The organism is Pollutimonas rozaliensis (genome assembly GCF_048751585.1).
Lineage (GTDB): Bacteria > Pseudomonadota > Gammaproteobacteria > Burkholderiales > Burkholderiaceae_B.
The window spans coordinates 408,624-424,347 of record NZ_JAZHOB010000001.1 but is presented as its reverse complement, the minus strand read 5'-3'; the positions used below and the strand labels follow the sequence as shown (position 1 = coordinate 424,347).

Annotated in this window: 19 protein-coding genes; 6 read left to right on the top strand and 13 right to left on the bottom strand. The window is 62.5% G+C overall.

Going from position 1 to position 15,724, the window contains the following annotated elements; all coding sequences use genetic code 11:
- Window positions 1-18 precede the first annotated feature (18 nt).
- Genes V0R37_RS01960 through V0R37_RS01945 form a run of 4 tightly spaced genes read right to left on the bottom strand, consistent with a single transcriptional unit; the run spans window position 19 to window position 3,049 of the window.
- Window positions 19-1,131 carry an NAD(P)/FAD-dependent oxidoreductase gene (locus tag V0R37_RS01960; RefSeq protein WP_420372885.1) on the bottom strand — a complete coding sequence of 371 codons (1,113 nt, stop codon included), beginning with the start codon at window positions 1,129-1,131 and terminating at the stop codon, window positions 19-21.
- A 32-nt stretch (window positions 1,132-1,163) separates the two neighbouring features.
- Complete coding sequence (locus tag V0R37_RS01955) at window positions 1,164-1,688, bottom strand: flavin reductase family protein (RefSeq protein ID WP_420372884.1); 525 nt, start codon at window positions 1,686-1,688, stop codon at window positions 1,164-1,166.
- Between the two features lie 25 nt (window positions 1,689-1,713).
- Window positions 1,714-2,346 (bottom strand): pyridoxamine 5'-phosphate oxidase, encoded by a 633-nt coding sequence (gene pdxH / locus V0R37_RS01950; RefSeq protein WP_420372883.1) that lies wholly within the window; start codon window positions 2,344-2,346, stop codon window positions 1,714-1,716.
- Window positions 2,347-2,398: 52 nt separating this feature from the next.
- Window positions 2,399-3,049, bottom strand: a complete 651-nt coding sequence (locus V0R37_RS01945) for a gamma-glutamylcyclotransferase (RefSeq protein ID WP_420372882.1) — start codon at window positions 3,047-3,049, stop codon at window positions 2,399-2,401.
- Between the two features lie 200 nt (window positions 3,050-3,249).
- Here V0R37_RS01945 and V0R37_RS01940 point away from each other — a divergent pair, with 200 nt between their 5' ends.
- Window positions 3,250-4,152: a tRNA threonylcarbamoyladenosine dehydratase gene (locus tag V0R37_RS01940; RefSeq protein ID WP_420373124.1), complete on the top strand. Its 903-nt coding sequence runs from the start codon at window positions 3,250-3,252 to the stop codon at window positions 4,150-4,152.
- Here V0R37_RS01940 and V0R37_RS01935 read toward each other — a convergent pair.
- Window positions 4,142-4,933, bottom strand: coding sequence for a PhzF family phenazine biosynthesis protein (locus tag V0R37_RS01935; protein WP_420372881.1), 792 nt, complete (start codon window positions 4,931-4,933; stop codon window positions 4,142-4,144). The two genes, V0R37_RS01940 and V0R37_RS01935, sit on opposite strands and share 11 nt — an antisense overlap.
- A 27-nt stretch (window positions 4,934-4,960) precedes the next feature.
- Window positions 4,961-5,611 carry a VOC family protein gene (locus tag V0R37_RS01930; protein ID WP_420372880.1) on the bottom strand — a complete coding sequence of 217 codons (651 nt, stop codon included), beginning with the start codon at window positions 5,609-5,611 and terminating at the stop codon, window positions 4,961-4,963.
- A gap of 187 nt (window positions 5,612-5,798) precedes the next feature.
- Here V0R37_RS01930 and V0R37_RS01925 point away from each other — a divergent pair, with 187 nt between their 5' ends.
- Window positions 5,799-5,927 (top strand): entericidin A/B family lipoprotein, encoded by a 129-nt coding sequence (locus V0R37_RS01925; RefSeq protein ID WP_420372879.1) that lies wholly within the window; start codon window positions 5,799-5,801, stop codon window positions 5,925-5,927.
- A gap of 63 nt (window positions 5,928-5,990) precedes the next feature.
- Here V0R37_RS01925 and V0R37_RS01920 read toward each other — a convergent pair whose 3' ends face one another.
- A complete protein-coding gene (locus V0R37_RS01920; RefSeq protein ID WP_420372878.1) occupies window positions 5,991-6,332 on the bottom strand; it encodes a zinc ribbon domain-containing protein YjdM in 342 nt (113 codons plus the stop codon).
- A gap of 139 nt (window positions 6,333-6,471) precedes the next feature.
- On the opposite strand from V0R37_RS01920, the gene V0R37_RS01915 reads away from it, so the two are divergent.
- The 3 genes from V0R37_RS01915 (at window position 6,472) to V0R37_RS01905 (ending at window position 8,918) form a co-directional block, all read left to right on the top strand.
- The gene (locus V0R37_RS01915) at window positions 6,472-6,981 is read left to right on the top strand and encodes a DUF1993 domain-containing protein (protein WP_420372877.1); all 510 of its coding nucleotides are present in this window, start codon (window positions 6,472-6,474) and stop codon (window positions 6,979-6,981) included.
- 12 nt (window positions 6,982-6,993) lie between these two features.
- Window positions 6,994-8,214: an ATP-binding protein gene (locus V0R37_RS01910; protein ID WP_420372876.1), complete on the top strand. Its 1,221-nt coding sequence runs from the start codon at window positions 6,994-6,996 to the stop codon at window positions 8,212-8,214.
- Window positions 8,215-8,279: 65 nt separating this feature from the next.
- Window positions 8,280-8,918, top strand: a complete 639-nt coding sequence (locus tag V0R37_RS01905) for a Vgb family protein (protein WP_420372875.1) — start codon at window positions 8,280-8,282, stop codon at window positions 8,916-8,918.
- Between the two features lie 58 nt (window positions 8,919-8,976).
- On the opposite strand, the gene V0R37_RS01900 is transcribed toward V0R37_RS01905, so the two are convergent.
- Complete coding sequence (locus V0R37_RS01900; RefSeq protein ID WP_420372874.1) at window positions 8,977-9,894, bottom strand: LysR family transcriptional regulator; 918 nt, start codon at window positions 9,892-9,894, stop codon at window positions 8,977-8,979.
- 114 nt (window positions 9,895-10,008) lie between these two features.
- Here V0R37_RS01900 and V0R37_RS01895 point away from each other — a divergent pair, with 114 nt between their 5' ends.
- Window positions 10,009-10,776: an SDR family NAD(P)-dependent oxidoreductase gene (locus tag V0R37_RS01895; RefSeq protein WP_420372873.1), complete on the top strand. Its 768-nt coding sequence runs from the start codon at window positions 10,009-10,011 to the stop codon at window positions 10,774-10,776.
- A gap of 40 nt (window positions 10,777-10,816) precedes the next feature.
- On the opposite strand, the gene V0R37_RS01890 is transcribed toward V0R37_RS01895, so the two are convergent.
- From V0R37_RS01890 to V0R37_RS01870, 5 genes are all read right to left on the bottom strand, one after another.
- Window positions 10,817-12,076: a putative Na+/H+ antiporter gene (locus V0R37_RS01890; protein ID WP_420372872.1), complete on the bottom strand. Its 1,260-nt coding sequence runs from the start codon at window positions 12,074-12,076 to the stop codon at window positions 10,817-10,819.
- A 116-nt stretch (window positions 12,077-12,192) separates the two neighbouring features.
- Window positions 12,193-12,897 (bottom strand): glutathione S-transferase N-terminal domain-containing protein, encoded by a 705-nt coding sequence (locus V0R37_RS01885; RefSeq protein ID WP_420372871.1) that lies wholly within the window; start codon window positions 12,895-12,897, stop codon window positions 12,193-12,195.
- Between the two features lie 50 nt (window positions 12,898-12,947).
- Window positions 12,948-13,796 carry a PA4780 family RIO1-like protein kinase gene (locus tag V0R37_RS01880; protein ID WP_420373123.1) on the bottom strand — a complete coding sequence of 283 codons (849 nt, stop codon included), beginning with the start codon at window positions 13,794-13,796 and terminating at the stop codon, window positions 12,948-12,950.
- Window positions 13,797-13,894: 98 nt separating this feature from the next.
- Window positions 13,895-14,548, bottom strand: coding sequence for an aminotransferase class IV (locus V0R37_RS01875; protein WP_420372870.1), 654 nt, complete (start codon window positions 14,546-14,548; stop codon window positions 13,895-13,897).
- Entirely contained in the window at window positions 14,520-15,719 is a 1,200-nt protein-coding gene (locus V0R37_RS01870) for an aminodeoxychorismate synthase component I (RefSeq protein ID WP_420372869.1), read from the bottom strand. The genes V0R37_RS01875 and V0R37_RS01870 overlap by 29 nt, the downstream gene beginning before the upstream one ends.
- Window positions 15,720-15,724: the final 5 nt, after the last annotated feature.

Genomic DNA, 15,724 nt, shown 5'->3' with positions numbered 1-15,724 from the left:
GATACAGCTGGCGATGCGCTAAGCGGGTGACTGGAGCGAGGCTTTGACTTTCTGTGCAATGGCCAGGCATGCCGTCAGTGCGGGCGATTCCAGGCCGAACAGGTTTACCAATTGCGGGATTCCATGGGACGAGGGGCCGGCAATGATGAAATCGGCGGCCGGCGAGCCCGGGCCGACGATCTTGGGGCGGATGCCGGTGTAGCCAGGGTTCAGCGCGCCGTCGGGCAAGGCCGGCCAATAGCTGCGCACCGCTTCGTAGAAGGTATCGGCCCGCCGGGCATCCAGCGTGTAGTCCTCATGGTCCACCCATTCCGTATCCGGGCCGAACTTGGCCTGCCCGCCCATGTCCAAAGTCAGGTGCACACCCAGGCCGGCGTCGTTGGGCATGGGATAGATCAGCCGGCCAAAGGGTGAACGGCCGGCCAATGTGAAATAGTTGCCTTTGCAGAAATAGGCGGTCGGTATCAGCCCTTCGGGCTGGCCGCGCAGCTTGCGAGCCGTCATGGGCGCCGACAATCCGGTGGAATTGATGACGCAGTTGGCGGTCAGTTCCATGGGTTCGTCGCCCTTGAATTCCAGATGGAATTCACCGGAGTCCAAAATGCGGCCGGCGCTGAACTCGGTGTGGAAGACGCATTGGGCGCCCTGGTTCTCAGCATCGCCCTGCAAGGCCAGCATAAGCGCATGGCTGTCGACGATGCCGGTCGAGGGCGATACCAGCGCGGCATCGCAGACCAGGGCGGGCTCAAGCTCGCGCGCTTCGGCGCCGCTGATGCGGTACAGGTCGTTGACGCCATTAAGGCTGGCCTGTTCGGCAATGTGCTGGAGCTTTGCGCTTTGCTCCGGCGTTGCGGCCACGATAAGCTTGCCCAGCCGCTTGTGCGGTATGCCGCGTTCCGCGCAATAGGCATAAAGCATTTCCTTGCCGCTGACGCATAGTTGCGCTTTCAGGCTGCCCGGCGCGTAGTAGATGCCCGCATGGATGACTTCGGAGTTGCGCGAACTGGTGCCGGTGCCAATGGCCTCGGCGGCTTCCACCACCAGAACCTCCCGTCCGGACAAGGCCAGTTCGCGCGCGACGGCGAGTCCAACAACGCCTGCTCCCAGGACGACACAATCTATATCTGCCATAAGTTTCTACATCAAAAAACCACCGGCCTGCCTCAATTGCTGGAAAGCGGCTCGGTCGAAGGGGTTAGATCAAAGTCGCCAGCATGGTAAACCAAAGGCTGGCCGAAGTTGCGGTGGCAATGCTCCACCTGTCCGATGAAAATCGTATGGTCCCCCGCATCGTGCTGTGTCAGGTTGTAGCATTCGAACCAGGCGGCGCATTCGGGCGCATCCAGCATCAGCGTTCCGCCGGGCGCGCGCGTCAGCGCCAAGCCCTTGAAGCGGTCCGCCTGGGCGCCCTGCGCGAAGCGTTTCGCCAGAGATAGCTGGGGCGCGGCCAGCACATGGACCACATACCGGCGCGCTTGCAGAAAATGCGCCAGCGACGACGCTTTTTTCGACAAGGTCCACAAGACCATGGGCGGTTCCAGGGACACCGAATTGAACGAGCTTATCGTCAATCCCACGGGGCCGCCGCCTTGGCTGGCTTCAGTCGTGATGACCGTTACCCCGGTGGCAAAACGGCCTAATGCTGATCGGAAGAAGCGGGAATCGAAGTCGGGAGGAGTCGCTGTCATACAAGGACGGGGCCGGCAGCCGCGATCAGGGCGCCAGGCGCAGGCGCGACCATTGCCGATCCGCGCCGCGCTGGAAAACCAGGCGGTCATGCAGGCGAGACGGGCGCCCCTGCCAGAACTCGACATAGTCGGGCGTAAGCCGGTAGCCGCCCCAATGCTCGGGGCGGGGCGGTTCGGCGCCCAGCGATTCGGTCAGCGCGGCGTTGCGGGCTTCCAGCTCGGCGCGCGTGATGGGCTGGCTTTGGGGAGACACCCAGGCGCCTATGCGTGAACCCAGCGGGCGGCTGTGGAAATATTCGTCGGACTCGGCCGCCGAGACTTTCTCAACGGTGCCCTCCAGGCGCACTTGGCGCTCAAGCGCGGGCCAGAAGAAAAGCAGGCTGGCGTGGGGGTTCCGGGCCAGCTCATCGCCCTTGCGCGAAGTGTAATTGGTAAAGAACACCAGTCCGCGCTCGTCGAACCCCTTGAGCAGGACGATACGGGCCGACGGCCGGCCGGCCGGCGTGGCGGTGGCCAGCGTCATCGCATTGGGTTCGGGCACCCCGGCCTTCAGGGCCTCGCCGAACCACAGGGTGAACTGCTCGATCGGCGTGGCCGCCAGGGACGCTTCAAGCAGCTCGAACTTTTCATACTTCTGGCGGATATCGGCAACAGACATGGCAGCGCAATAAAAGTGGTGAAGCAATAGTTTACCCGGTTGCGGATAGCGGCTAGGCGTTGCCGGCCAGCGACAGGCGCAGTTCGCCCACCAGCGCCTGCAGGCGCTTGTCATGGATATTGGACCGTTTCAGGGCCTGTGCCGTTTCCAGTACATACTCTACGCAAGGTCCGTAGCTGCCGTGCGCATTGCGCACGATATGGATGAGCCGGTCGGTGGGCAGGCCGCGCACATAAGCGTCCGTATTGCGGTTCATGGTAAAGACCAGGGCCGTCACCGGACCGTCATCGGTCCGGCAACTGAGCCATTTGGGCAGGTAGGCGCCGCTGGGCATCTCGCGCCGCCACAGCGCTTCCATGGTCGTTGGTACATCCCGGGCGGGAATGCGGTAGGCCATGCCCCGGCAGGATCCGCCCGCATCCAGGCCGAAAACCAGACCCGGCTGATCTGGAGTGCCCCGGTTGACGCGGGACCACAGGCACAGCGCGCGGTGGTAGCCGTGGAGCAGCGCATCGCGTTTTTCGGTGAACTCGAATTCCGGCCGCCAAATCAAAGAACCGTAACCATAAACCCAGATATCCTGATCGGCCTTCCAGTGGGCCAGGGACTGTTGCAAGGAGGCGTGTCGTTCAGCTTCGGTAAGCAGGCGGAAACTGCCGGGTGCGGGGATGGGATGCGGATCAGGCGAGAAAACGGTGTTCACTTTGTGGGCGGCTCCAGGTGCGAGTGGATAAGCTATTTTAAGGCAGTCCGCGCCCAGCGCCGGTTCCTGTTGATCAAGTGTCGCTTTTTGGCAGTGCACGCCAGTCCGGCTTATTGGAGCGGCGCGTGTAAACTTCCTTCCTGGCCGTCAGGTACGCGATCTTGCGCCGACGATCCGACATTTTGATTCCCGAGCCCGCCATGCCTGATGCCTATTCCTCTATCGATACTCAACGCCGTTTCGCCGGCCTGGAGCGCTTGTACGGACCCGGCAGCCTTTCGCGCTTGAGTGCGGCCCGGGTGACGGTGGCGGGCATAGGCGGTGTGGGATCCTGGTGCGCGGAGGCGCTTGCACGCTCGGGGGTCGGCGCACTTGGCCTGATCGATCTGGATCATATTGCCGAATCCAACATCAACCGGCAGTTGCACGCCTTGAGCGAAACCCTGGGGCAGGCCAAAGTCGTGGCCATGGCTCAGCGCGTGCATGGCATCAACCCCGCATGCCGGGTGGACATGATCGACGATTTCGTCAGCCCGGAAAACGTGGTGGACCTCATTCCGGCCGATACTCAGCTTATTGTCGACTGCACCGACCAGGCCGCGGCCAAGATCGCAATGATTCTGGAGGCCCGGCGGCGGGCGATTCCCATCGTGGTGTGCGGCGGCGCGGGTGGCAAGACCAACCCGCTGGCCTTGCGCGCCGGCGATCTGTCGGCGGCCGTCAATGATGCGCTGCTGTCCAAGCTGCGCAATACCTTAAGACGCCAGCACCGTTATCCCAAGGCGTCGGATCATGCCGGCAAGGTGCGCAAGCGGGTGCCCAAGATGGGCGTGCATGCTCTGTGGTTCGATCAGCCCGTCCTGTTGCCGACGCAGTGGCTGCAGTCGGAAAGCGATGCCGTGGCGGGAGGCGATGCGCTGGCCGGAATTGCCGATGGCAGGCAGGAACTGGGTCAGATGGCGGTCCATGCCCCGCAGGCCGCGGCCCTGCAAGGCCTGTCCTGCGCCGGCTACGGCTCCGGCGTGACCATCACCGCCGCCATGGGCATGGCGGCGGCCAACGAAGCGATACAGTGGCTGCTGGCCGGGCGATTCACGCAATGATCGTGCCTTCCAGGTACTGCACGCAAGCGCCCGCGACGTAGACGCGGTCGCCTTCCACCCGGCAATTCAGCACCCCCGTCCGGCGCGAGGCCTGCAAGGCCACCAATTCGGAGCGGCCCAGGCGCTGCGCCCAGTACGGCGCCAGCCCGGCGTGAATGGAGCCCGTCACAGGGTCTTCTTCGCCGCCGTTGGCCGGCCAAAAATAGCGCGACGCAAAATCGTGCCGGTCGCCCGGCGCCGTTACCGCGACATCCAATGGAGCCAGTTTCTTCAGTTCCTGCAGATCGGGCACCACGTTGACGACCTCGTCCTGGTTTTCATACACGGCTAGATAGGCCTGCTGGTTCTTCAGCACCTGTGCAGGTCGGATGGACAGGCCTTGAAGCAATGCCGGCGGAATATCCGTGACCGGCGTGGGCGCGCGATTCGGGAAATTCATTTCGATCAGGCCGTCTTTCTGTTGCGAGACCGCGATGTCCCCCACCGCCTTCGCCCAGAATGTGATGGGCGAGCTTGCCATATCGTGCTTGAACATGACATAAGCGCTGGCCAGCGTGGCATGTCCGCAAAAGGCGATTTCGGTCATGGGCGAAAACCACCGGATCAGGAACTTGCCGTCGGCGTCGCGCACGAAGAATGCCGTCTCCGACAGATTGTTCTCGGTCGCGATGGCCTGCATATCGGCTTCGGGCAGCCAGGTATTCAGCGGCACCACCGCGGCGGGATTGCCCTTGAATGGTTCGTCGGTGAACGCGTCGATATAGAAAATGGAAAGCTTCATGATGGAAACCCTGGGTGGAACAAGGGATCAGGCCGCGGCCAGGCCGCTTAGCCGCCGCGGTCCGGAGGGTGTCTGGATGTGAGCGATCAGGTGCGCGGGCGTGCCGGGGCCGGCGGGCAGGACGTCCAGCGGGCCTTCGAACCCGATTTTTTCAAGCAGGTCGTCGGCCGTCTGGGCGTCGGAATGAAACGCTTCCACGCGGATCAGGGAGCACCCGGCATCGTGCAGCCCGCTGGCGGGATGCGGGTCGGTTTCCCATTGTATGAGTGACGGCGCAATGCCTTGCATGACAAGGCCGCCGTCAGCCGGGATGCTTATCTTCCACTGCAGCGGCCCGCGCGTCATGGCTTCGATATGGCCCAGGGGAATGGGCGATGCGGCGCACGCGTCGTGGATATTCCCGCTGCGGGCGACCCAGGTCGCAAGCCTGGCCGGCTGGCCGGCGATGCCGTCCAGCCCGAACCAGCGTGGCCGGTCCGGCGGCAGCGCCTTTGGATTGATGGCGATGACTTCCAGATAGACCTCGTCGCCCAGCTTCAGCAGCAGGTTATGCGTGCCCATGCGCGAATGTTCGCCCCCCGGCTGCGGGGCCACGCCCAAGGCGCTTTCCACGTAGGCCGCGCCCTCGGCCAGCGATGGCGCTGTAATGACAATATGGTCGATGCAGGAACGAAGCATGGCCGACTGCGGCCTCCCGATGTGATCTGTGCAGCTACTAGCATAGCGCACGCGAAGGAGGGGTGCAGCAGGAGAAAGGGGAATAACACGCTGGAATCGAGCTCCCTGGCAGCGGGTCCGAAACTTGCTGGCGCATTGACGCCCGCCGGGCGATCCGCAAGGCGTTCGCCTTGCCTAGGAGAAGGAAATGAAAATACGGGTTTTGCTATCCATGATTCTTTTGGCGGCGCTTGCGGCCGGATGCAGCAATACATTTCGCGGCGCGGGGCAGGACATCGAGCGCGGAGGAGAAAAGATCCAGGAGAAAGCGGGCTAGCCGGACCCGCGTAACGCAGCGGAGGCTCGCGGGTTGCCTATGTACGGTGCGTCTTGCCGCCGATCACACTTTCTTGACGAACTCCGACTTCAGGCTCATGGCGCCAAAGCCATCGATCTTGCAGTCGATATCGTGATCGCTGTCGACCAGACGTATATTCTTGACCTTGGTGCCGATTTTCACCGTTCCAGCCGATCCTTTCAGCTTCAAGTCCTTGATGACCGTGACGGTGTCCCCGTCCTGCAAGACGTTCCCCGCTGAATCGCGATAGGTTCTTTCGGCCGCGGCAGCCGGCGCGCTTGCCTGCGTCGGCCACTCATGCGCGCACTCCGGGCAGATATAGGCGCCTTCATCCTCGTAGGTGAATTCGGAATTGCATTTTGGGCAGGGCGGAAATGTACTCATGTTTGATCCTTGATGCCTGAAGAAGGCTGTAAAAGCGCGAAAGTATAGGATATCCGACTCTGCTATAGTCCTTGGGCTACCGGGGCCGCATCCTGTTGATGTATCCGCCCGGATTCGACACACTTACCAAGGAAGGACCATGACCAGCCCGATGTATATCCACTCCGTTCCGGTCTTCAAGCAGATGCTGACCGCCCTGAAAGCCATCGTGGCGCAGGCCGATGCGCACGCAGCCGCCAAATCGATAGAGCCCGATGCGCTGCTGCGGGCGCGCTTGTATCCGGATATGTTCCCCCTGATTAAACAGGTGCAGGTCGCGGCCGACTTTGCGCGCGGAATCTCGGCGCGGCTGGCCGGCCTGGAAGTGCCCAGCTATGAGGGCAAAGAGGCGACCTTCGCCGACCTTGATGCGCTGCTGACCAAGACACTGGCTTTTCTGGATAGCGTGGATGCGTCCAAATTCGAAGGCGGGGAAACCCGGGACATCGTGCTGCGCCCCGGCACGCCGAAAGAAAGAAAATTGAGCGGCCGGACGTATCTGGCCAACTACGGCTTGCCTCAATTTTTCTTCCATGTCACCACAGCCTACGATATCTTGCGCCACAATGGCCTGGCGATCGGCAAACGCGATTACATGGGCGCGTATTGATCGGCCCTTCCGATGGACAGGCTCATCTCGGCCGCGGCGCATGCGCTGGCGGGGGGCGACCCTCTCGGCGCGCTTAATCGGATCGCTTTGCGCGACGATGCGCCGGCGCTTGCGCTTCGCGGCGTAGCCATGGCGCAGCTTGGCGATTTCGTCCGCGCCAGAATACTCGTGCGAAAGGCGGCGCGCGCCTTTGGCTCGCAGCAGGCCGTGGCCCGCGCCAGATGTGTCGTGGCCGAGGCCGAGATTGCGCTGGCGTCGCGCGACTTGGGATGGCCCGCGAAATCGCTGGACGCGGCGCGGGACACGCTTGAAGTGCACGGCGATAAGGCTAACGCCGCGCACGCGCGGTACCTTGAAATTCGCCGCCTCCTTCTTCTTGGATTCCTGGATCAGGCCGAACGTAAACTCGCCGACCTGGATCCCGCTCCTTTCCCGCCTTCCTCCCTGGCTGCCCACGAATTGGTCGTCGCAGGCATCGCGTTGCGGCGCCTGCGGCCCGCCGTGGCGCGCGCCGCACTGATCCGGGCCCGGGAGGCGGCGCAACGCGCGGGCATTCCTGCGCTGGCGGCCGAGGTCGACGACGCATTCCTTGTTTTGAGCACGCCCGCGGCGCGCTTGATTGCACGTGGCGGCGATCGGCCCCTATTGCTCGACGAGGTGGAAGCGCTAATGGCTTCCGATGCACTCATCGTGGACGCATGCCGCCATGTTGTGCGCGGCGCGGAATCGACGGTTTCGCTTGCGCGGCGTCCTGTGCTGTTCGCGCTGGCGCGCGCGCTGGGCGAAGCATGGCCTGATGACATGTCCCGCGATGCCTTGGTCGCGGTGGCGTTCCGCGCAAAGGCCGCCGACGACTCGTACCGCGCGCGCTTGCGGGTCGAGATAGGGCGGCTGCGTACGGAGCTTCGGCCTTTGGCCGACGTCAGCGCGACCGATAAAGGGTTTGTGCTGGCGCCGCGCCGGCAATGCCGGGTTGTTGTGCTGGCCCGGCCTGTCGAAGAGAAGCACGCGACGATCCTCGCCTTCCTGGCGGATGGCGAGGCATGGTCCAGTTCGGCCCTGGCGCTCGCTCTTGGGGCCAGCCAGCGCACCGTGCAGCGGGCGCTGGACTTGCTGGCCGCAACGGGCAAGGTGGAGTCGTTTGGCAAGGGCCGAGCCCGGCGTTGGACCACCGTATCCGTTCCTGGATTCACGACAACTTTGTTACTCCCGGCCGCGCTGGCAATCGATTAATGTGTGTTTAGCGGGTTTGTGTTTAAGCCCGCTAAACGACACATCAATACATTAGGATGGGAAGCATGAATAGATCAAACGCCGAAATTCTCCGCGAATATGAGCCCCTTCCCGATATCGATGGCATACACGGTGTCACCTATGATGGGCGGCAAGTCTGGTTTGCTTCAGACGGGCGGGTGAATGCGCTCGATCCCGAGAGCGGAAGAGTATTACGTTCCATCGAAGTTCCCGCAGAGGCGGGAACCGCCTTTGACGGCCGTCACCTGTTTCAGATGGCCAAGGGCCACATCAGAAAGATCGACCCCGCGACGGGCCGCGTGCTTGCCACGATACCGTCTCCGGGAGGTCAGGACTCCGGCCTGGCCTGGGCCGAAGGCACATTATGGGTGGGGCAGTATCGGGAACGCAAGATCCATCAGATCGATCCCGAGACGGGAGCCATACTGCGGACCATCGAATCCAACCGCTACGTCACCGGCGTAAGCTGGGTCGATGGAGAGCTTTGGCATGGAACCTGGGAAGACGATGCCAGCGAACTAAGGCGGCTCGATCCATCATCGGGAAAGGTGCTGGAGATACTGGACATGCCGTCCGGAACGGGCATATCGGGCCTTGAGTCCGATGGCGACGGTTTGTTTTTTTGCGGAGGAGGGGACAGTCGGGTGCTGAGGGCGGTTCGCCGGCCGCGGTCTGTAAAGTAGACGCGGCCGATTCGACCTCCAGAACGGCAACTCCTTTGTTGCTTGCTGTCGGCAGACCCTAGCGCTTTTCCGCTTGCGGTTCTGCCAGGTAAGGCGCCATCACCTGCGCCAGCCAATTCAGGATGGCTTGTACGCGGGGTGCAATCTGGCGCCGCTGCGGATAGAGCAGTGACACCGGCATCGGCGCGGCCGTGAAATCGGGCATGACGATGGCCAGCCGGCCTTCATCGACCAAGTGCATCGCGCCAAGGATCGGCACCTGGATCAGGCCCAACCCTGCCAGACACGCTGCCTGATAGGCATCTGTGCCATTGACGACGACTGCGCTGCGCATGGGATGGATGCGGACTTTGTTTCCGTCCTGCCACTCCCAACCGGCGCCTTGTGTTCCCAGCGTGGCGGCATAGTGGACAAGCCGGTGCCGCGACAGATCGGCCAGGGTCTTGGGCGTGCCATAGGTTTGCAGGTAGGAAGGGCTGGCCAGATTGCACATCCGCATCGCGCCCAGCGGGCGCGCAACCAGGTCGGTATCGGCCAGTCGACCGACACGCAGCACACAGTCGAATCCCTCTTGCAGCACATCCACATGGCGGTCCGTCGTGCTTATTCCGAGTTCAAGCAGAGGATGCCTGGACAAGAATTCGGGCAGCTTGGGAATGATCAGCTTGCGCGCCAGCGTATTCGGCAGGTCGATGCGCAATCGGCCTTGCAAGCCGCTGTCGGCGGGCTGGAACATCCCTTGCAATTGTTCCGCGTCGGCGATCAGGTCCTTGCATCGCGTCAGGAATTGTTCCCCATCCGAGGTAAGCCGTACGTGGCGTGTGCTTCGCTGCAGCAGTCGGGCGCCCACCAGCAGTTCCAGCTGTTGTACCGCTGTGGAGACCCGGCCTTTCGTCAGTCCCAATTGATCGGCGGCTTGCGTAAAGCTGTTGAGTTCGGCAACCCTGGAAAAAATCCGCAGTGTATTGAGATCCATGGAATTATTGTACTTTTTTAATAAACAGATAGTGTGTTTATTGGCTATTTATCCAATATATAAGAACGATTAAAGTTTATCAACGTTCATTCATTGGCCATCAAGGAGAGCAACATGGCAGAGTCAAACACACGAATCGCACTTATCACCGGCGCAAGCCGGGGCCTGGGCCGCAGCGCGGCGCTGAAGCTTGCGGAGCAGGGGATGGATATCATCCTTACCTACAAGGACAACGGGAACAAGGCACAGGAGGTTGTGCATCAAATTACGGCGCTGGGCCGCAAAGCCGTGTCGCTTCAGTTGGACGTAGGCGACAGCGGCGGCTTTTCCGCCTTTGCGGGGCGTGTGAAAGGCGCGTTGTTGGACACTTGGCAGCGTGATCAATTTGATTGTCTCGTCAATAACGCCGGCACCGGGCTTCAGGCGCCGTTTGCCGAAACGACGGAAGAGCAGTTCGACATGCTCGTCGATATCCACCTGAAAGGCACATTTTTCCTGACCCAGAAGCTGCTGCCCTTGATCAGGGATGGCGGCCGCATCGTCAACATTTCGTCGGGCCTGGCACGCTTCTCGTTTCCCGGGTATGCGGCATACGCCGTCATGAAAGGCGGCATAGAAGTGATGACCCGCTATATGGCGAAAGAGCTGGGACCGCGAGGCATAAGCGTGAATACCATCGCGCCCGGCGCCATTGAGACGGATTTCGGCGGGGGGGCGGTGCGCGACAACGCACAAGTCAATGCGCAGATCGCAAGCATCACCGCAATGGGCCGCGTCGGACTGCCGGACGATGTGGGCGGCGCGGTGGCGGCGTTGCTTGCCGATGGCACACACTGGATCAGCGGCCAGCGCATCGAGGTTTCCGGCGGCATGGTGCTTTGATTCGGGCCGCCGGCGGCCGTGTTCGCCCGCCGGCGGAACCCTACAGCAAGCGAAAGGCCAGGACCGCCACCAGGGTCGGCGGCAGCGCTCCGATCAATAGGCCCAAGGGCTGGATGGCGTTGTGCGAGAACTTTTCTTTCAGGATCGCCGCGCCGGCCGGATTGGGGGCGTTTGCAATCAAGGTCAAGCCGCCGCCGGTAACGGCTCCCGCCACAAGAGCCGTCTTGAAGTCCAGGCTCAAGCCTTCCACCAAAGAGCCCAGATAAGTCAGTGCCGCGTTGTCGGTAATGGCGGTCAAGGCCGTGGCGCCGAAGAAAACCGCGTTCGCGTCCATGCCCATCAGCAGGGGCTCCAGCCACCACTGCTGCAAGCCGCCCAGGACGACCAGGCCGGCCAGGAAGAAGGCGACCAATAACGCTTCGCGAAGGATCAGGGGATTCTGGTGCCGCTGGTAGGCGGTTGCGAATCCCAGGAAAAACAACAGCAGGCCCATGAATACCGGTGGGTGATGCGCGAACACCACGACCAGGATCAGGAAAGCCAAGTGGATCAGAATGACCGCGGCTGGCACCGCTGCGGCTTGATCTTTCGGCTTGGCCGCCATATGCCCCAATTCGCGCCGGAACAGCAGCATGGCCGAGCCGGCGTTGAACAGCACTGCGATGGCGGCCTTCCATCCGAAGTTGGCTATCATGAACCAGATGTCCCAGTTCCATTTGGCCGCAACCATCAGCACGGGCGGCGCCGCGAACGGCGTCAGGGTGCCGCCGATGGATATATTGACAAACAGGACACCCAGCGTCGCATACTTCAGTTTGGTGGAAACCTCGCGCGAGAACAAGGTGTCGCGCAGCATCAGCGCGGCCAAGGTCATGGCGGCGGGTTCGGTAATGAAGGATCCCAGCAAGGGTACGAAAGCCATGACCAGGAAATAAAGCGCCATGCCCTGGGGCAGGGGCAGGTAGCGGGCGATGAATCGCACGGCGGAGCCCGCCAATTGCAGGATGGGCCGCGTGCCCGCAACCACCATGATGGCGAACACGAACATCGGTTCGGTGAAGTTCCTGGATTCCAGGTAGGAGATCGCCTCTGGCTTGCCGCTGATGCCGAACATGAAAAGCATCAGCACCATGGCCCAGAAGCCGAAAACCACCTCGACTTCGCCAAGCAGATGCCAGATGCCGGCGTGGCGAGGCTGGGTATGAGCCAGGCGCTCGAAGTATTTGGTGGAGAAGGTATGCAGGACGGCCAAGCCGAACAGGGTGGCGCCAATGATCTGGATAAGAGTGGGTGCGTTCATGAGTCGTGTAAAAACCGCGTGGCGGCCCGACCATCGCATAAACCTGCCACACCCCAATGTGTGAACACCCGCATTGGAGTATAGCGTATGAATCGTTGAAGAAGGCCGTCGCCTTCTTATCCGCGCTTCGGTATGTCCAGGCCTCTGGCAACAGCGGGGCGGCTCAGGAAGCTGTCAAGCACGCGCGTGACATTGCTGAAGTCCTGGATGCCCACCAGCTCGCCCGCGGCGTAGAAGCCGATAAGATTGCGCACCCAAGGAAAGACGGCGATGTCGGCGATGGTATAGGCGTCGCCCATGATCCAGTCCCGGCCGGCCAGTCGTTCATCGAGCACGCGCAGCAGCCGCTTCGATTCGGCGACGTAGCGATCGCGCGGACGCTTGTCCTCGTAATCCTTGCCGGCGAATTTATGGAAGAAACCCAATTGGCCGAACATGGGGCCTATCCCGCCCATTTGGAACATCAGCCACTGTATGGCTTGGTAGCGCTCGGCGGGGTCTTGCGGCATGAAGCGGCCGGCCTTGTCGGCCAGGTAAATAAGGATGGCGCCGGACTCGAACAGGGGCAGGGGCTGCCCGCCCGGGCCATCCGGATCCAGTATGGCCGGGATCTTGTTGTTGGGACTCAGCGAAAGGAATTCCGGCGATGTCTGGTCGTTCGTATCGAAGCTGACCAGATGGGGCTCGTAGGGCAGGCCGGTTTCTTCCAGCATGATCGATGCCTTTACGCCGTTGGGCGTGGGCAGCGAATAAAGCTGGATGCGCTCGGGGTGTTGGGCTGGCCATTTCTTTGTGATGGGAAAGACAGACAGGTCGGACATGTGTTTCCTTGCGGTAGGTACGAATTGCATCAATATAGCCCAGGGCCGCGCTAGCGCATCTCCTGCGCGTATCGCAGGCGCGCCTCTTCCTCCAGGCGCGCGTCTTCCAGATCGTCCATCAGGCTGTCCATGTCGACGGGGCTGTTGTCCGTCTCGACATGGCCGGTAAGCGGGGTATCGATGGTCAGCGCGCCTGCTTCGAACAGCGCCCAGATTTCCTGGCCGTAATTCGATTCAAGAAGCCGCGGCGCATACTGGCCGAAGAAAACCGCCAGGTTGTCGACGTCGCGCTTGAGCATGGCGGGAGCTTCGCTGTTGCCGGCCGCATCCACCGCCTGGGGAAGATCTATGATGACCGGGCCGTCGGCGGCCAGCAGGATGTTGTATTCCGACAAGTCGCCATGTATCATCCCGGCGCCCAGCATGCGGACGACCTGCGTCAGCAACTGCCCGTGCAGTTCCAGGGCCTGCGCTTCGGTGAACGCGACATCGTTCAGGCGCGGCGCCACGTCGCCGGCCTGGTCGACGACCAACTCCATCAGCAGGACGCCATCGGTGCAGATATACGGCTGGGGCACGCGCACGCCCGCGTTGGCCAGGCGAAACAGCGCATCGACTTCGGCGTTCTGCCATAGCTCTTCCTGCATCTGCCTGCCGTAGCGTGTGCCTTTTTCCATGGCGCGCGCCTGCCGGCTGTTCTGCACCTTGCGGCCATCCCGGTAGGAGGCGGCCTGCCTGAAGCTGCGCTGCTTGGCATCCTTGTAGACCTTGGCGCAGCGCGTCGAGTCTCCGCTGCGCACGATATACACCGTAGCCTCCTTGCCGCTCATCAACTGGCCCAGCACCTCGTCGATGAGTCCTTCTTCAAGCAGGGGAGTGAGTCTTTTGGGCGTTTTCAGATGACCGCCTTGTGCAAAGGGAAGGCGATCCGTTGGCTGCGCGGCGGCGTTGCCGCAGGCGATGCGCCGGCGTGACGGGAAAATGGAATCATGCCTGATTATACGGGTTCGAAAGGCGGTATCGCCGCATCCAGCCATCCGCGCAAAGCGTTGGACACGCGCAGGGCCGGCGCGTTCAGCAGGTCGCCGCGGGCCAGCACCGCCACGCGGGCCAGGCCGGCATCCAGCAGAGCCTGCCGCTGTACGCCGGGCAGCAGCCCGCAAGCGTCGGGCGGTGTCAGCCAATTTTCCGAGCCGTCCCAGACGTAGATATTGCTGCGGCTGCCTTCGCAGACTTCATCCTTGTCGTTGCAGTACACGATATCGAAGTACCCGGGATGCCGCTCCAGCCAGGCCTGGGCTTGTGCATACCAGGGCCGCCTTGTCGTCTTGTGCCGCAGCCATAAGGCTTCGGCTTGCAGCGGCGTGGCGCACACGCGCAGTTGGACGGGGGTGGGCGTAGGCGGAAGCGGATTGGCTTGCAGCGATAGCTTGCCGTCTACGCTGACCAGCAGTCGCAGGCGGTGGACGGACTCCGCGTCCAATCCGGCAAGGCATTCATGGATGGCGGCGTCCAGGTGTTCGCCGGGCCAGGCGTAGCCCAGCGCCAGGCACGAGGCCCGCAGCCGTCGGCGATGGCCGGCCAGCAAGGGGATGCGGCGCCCGGTTTCGACGCGCATGGTTTCAATCAACTGAATATTCTGCAAGTCCATGGCATGCCTGGCTGGTGGTTGATGCGGTTTGGGGTTTGTCCGGGTTTGAAGCGGAACCGGTCTCCAGGATGCGCGCCTTCCACAGGCATTCCTGCCATTCCAGTTCGGCCTGGGAATCGTGGACAATGCCGCCGCCCACGCCAAAGATGCCGCTACGCCCGTCCGTCATTTCTATCGTCCGTATGGCCACGTTCAGCGAGCAGTCGCCATTCGGCGCCAGCCAGCCGACGCTGCCGCAGTAGATGCCGCGCGCCGAAGTTTCCAGCGCCCTGATCTTGCTCATCGCCGCGATCTTCGGCGCGCCGGTGATCGAGCCGCAGGGGAACAGCGCGCGCAGCAAGTCCTCCAGGCCGGCATGCGGGGCCTGGGCGGTCACGGTAGAGGTCAGGGTCCAGACCGAGGGATAGCGCTCCAGCGCGAACATGTCCGTTACCTTGACCGATCCCGGCGTGGCCAGGCGTCCCAGGTCGTTGCGCAGCAGGTCGACGATCATCAGGTTTTCGGCGCGGTTCTTTTCGCTGCGCAGCAGATCTTGAGCAGCCCGCTGGTCTTGCGCGGGGTCGGCATGGCGCGGCGCGGTGCCTTTCATGGGGCGCACGGTCAGCGCGGCGCCCTGGCGGGATACGAACAATTCGGGAGAGAACGACAGGATGCTGCGCGCGCCGTCTTCGATGTAGGCGCCATGCGCGGCGGGGTGCCTGGCCGCAATATGCCGGTACAGATCGCGCGGCGTTGCGGAACTTTCCACGGCAATAGGGAAGGTGTAATTGGCCTGGTACAGCTCGCCGCGCCCTATGCTGGCGCGCAGGCGGGCAATGTTTTCAAGATAGAGCCTCTTGTCGATCCGGGGGCGGATTTGCAGGGAAATCGGATCTTCGGATTCGGGCGCGTTCCAAACCGGCACCGTGTGCGCCCGCTCGAACACCAGCGCGGTCAGGCGCGGCCGACCCGATGCCTCGGTGGCCGGGCCCGCAGCTGAAAAGGCCGGCTCCAGCCATTCGCCCAATTCATAGTCCAGCAGCAGCGCGGTCCAGAGACCCTGTTCCCGCGCTGCCTCGATTTCCCGGAAAGCCATGGGCAACTGCTCCGCCGTATGCGCAACGATGCGGCGCAGGAAACCGTCCAATTCCAGCGCCTGTCCCGACAGGCGATTCTCGTAGCGGCAAAGCATAAGCA

Excerpts from the sequence above, each read along its gene's own strand:
- V0R37_RS01960 (WP_420372885.1), bottom strand. The coding sequence starts at position 1,131 with ATGGCAGATATAGATTGTGTCGTCCTGGGAGCAGGCGTTGTTGGACTC.
- V0R37_RS01955 (WP_420372884.1), bottom strand. The coding sequence starts at position 1,688 with ATGACAGCGACTCCTCCCGACTTCGATTCCCGCTTCTTCCGATCAGCA.
- pdxH (WP_420372883.1), bottom strand. The coding sequence starts at position 2,346 with ATGTCTGTTGCCGATATCCGCCAGAAGTATGAAAAGTTCGAGCTGCTT.
- V0R37_RS01940 (WP_420373124.1), top strand. The coding sequence starts at position 3,250 with ATGCCTGATGCCTATTCCTCTATCGATACTCAACGCCGTTTCGCCGGC.
- V0R37_RS01935 (WP_420372881.1), bottom strand. The coding sequence starts at position 4,933 with ATGAAGCTTTCCATTTTCTATATCGACGCGTTCACCGACGAACCATTC.
- V0R37_RS01930 (WP_420372880.1), bottom strand. The coding sequence starts at position 5,611 with ATGCTTCGTTCCTGCATCGACCATATTGTCATTACAGCGCCATCGCTG.
- V0R37_RS01925 (WP_420372879.1), top strand. The coding sequence starts at position 5,799 with ATGAAAATACGGGTTTTGCTATCCATGATTCTTTTGGCGGCGCTTGCG.
- V0R37_RS01920 (WP_420372878.1), bottom strand. The coding sequence starts at position 6,332 with ATGAGTACATTTCCGCCCTGCCCAAAATGCAATTCCGAATTCACCTAC.
- V0R37_RS01915 (WP_420372877.1), top strand. The coding sequence starts at position 6,472 with ATGACCAGCCCGATGTATATCCACTCCGTTCCGGTCTTCAAGCAGATG.
- V0R37_RS01910 (WP_420372876.1), top strand. The coding sequence starts at position 6,994 with ATGGACAGGCTCATCTCGGCCGCGGCGCATGCGCTGGCGGGGGGCGAC.
- V0R37_RS01905 (WP_420372875.1), top strand. The coding sequence starts at position 8,280 with ATGAATAGATCAAACGCCGAAATTCTCCGCGAATATGAGCCCCTTCCC.
- V0R37_RS01900 (WP_420372874.1), bottom strand. The coding sequence starts at position 9,894 with ATGGATCTCAATACACTGCGGATTTTTTCCAGGGTTGCCGAACTCAAC.
- V0R37_RS01895 (WP_420372873.1), top strand. The coding sequence starts at position 10,009 with ATGGCAGAGTCAAACACACGAATCGCACTTATCACCGGCGCAAGCCGG.
- V0R37_RS01890 (WP_420372872.1), bottom strand. The coding sequence starts at position 12,076 with ATGAACGCACCCACTCTTATCCAGATCATTGGCGCCACCCTGTTCGGC.
- V0R37_RS01885 (WP_420372871.1), bottom strand. The coding sequence starts at position 12,897 with ATGTCCGACCTGTCTGTCTTTCCCATCACAAAGAAATGGCCAGCCCAA.
- V0R37_RS01875 (WP_420372870.1), bottom strand. The coding sequence starts at position 14,548 with ATGGACTTGCAGAATATTCAGTTGATTGAAACCATGCGCGTCGAAACC.
- V0R37_RS01870 (WP_420372869.1), bottom strand. The coding sequence starts at position 15,719 with ATGCTTTGCCGCTACGAGAATCGCCTGTCGGGACAGGCGCTGGAATTG.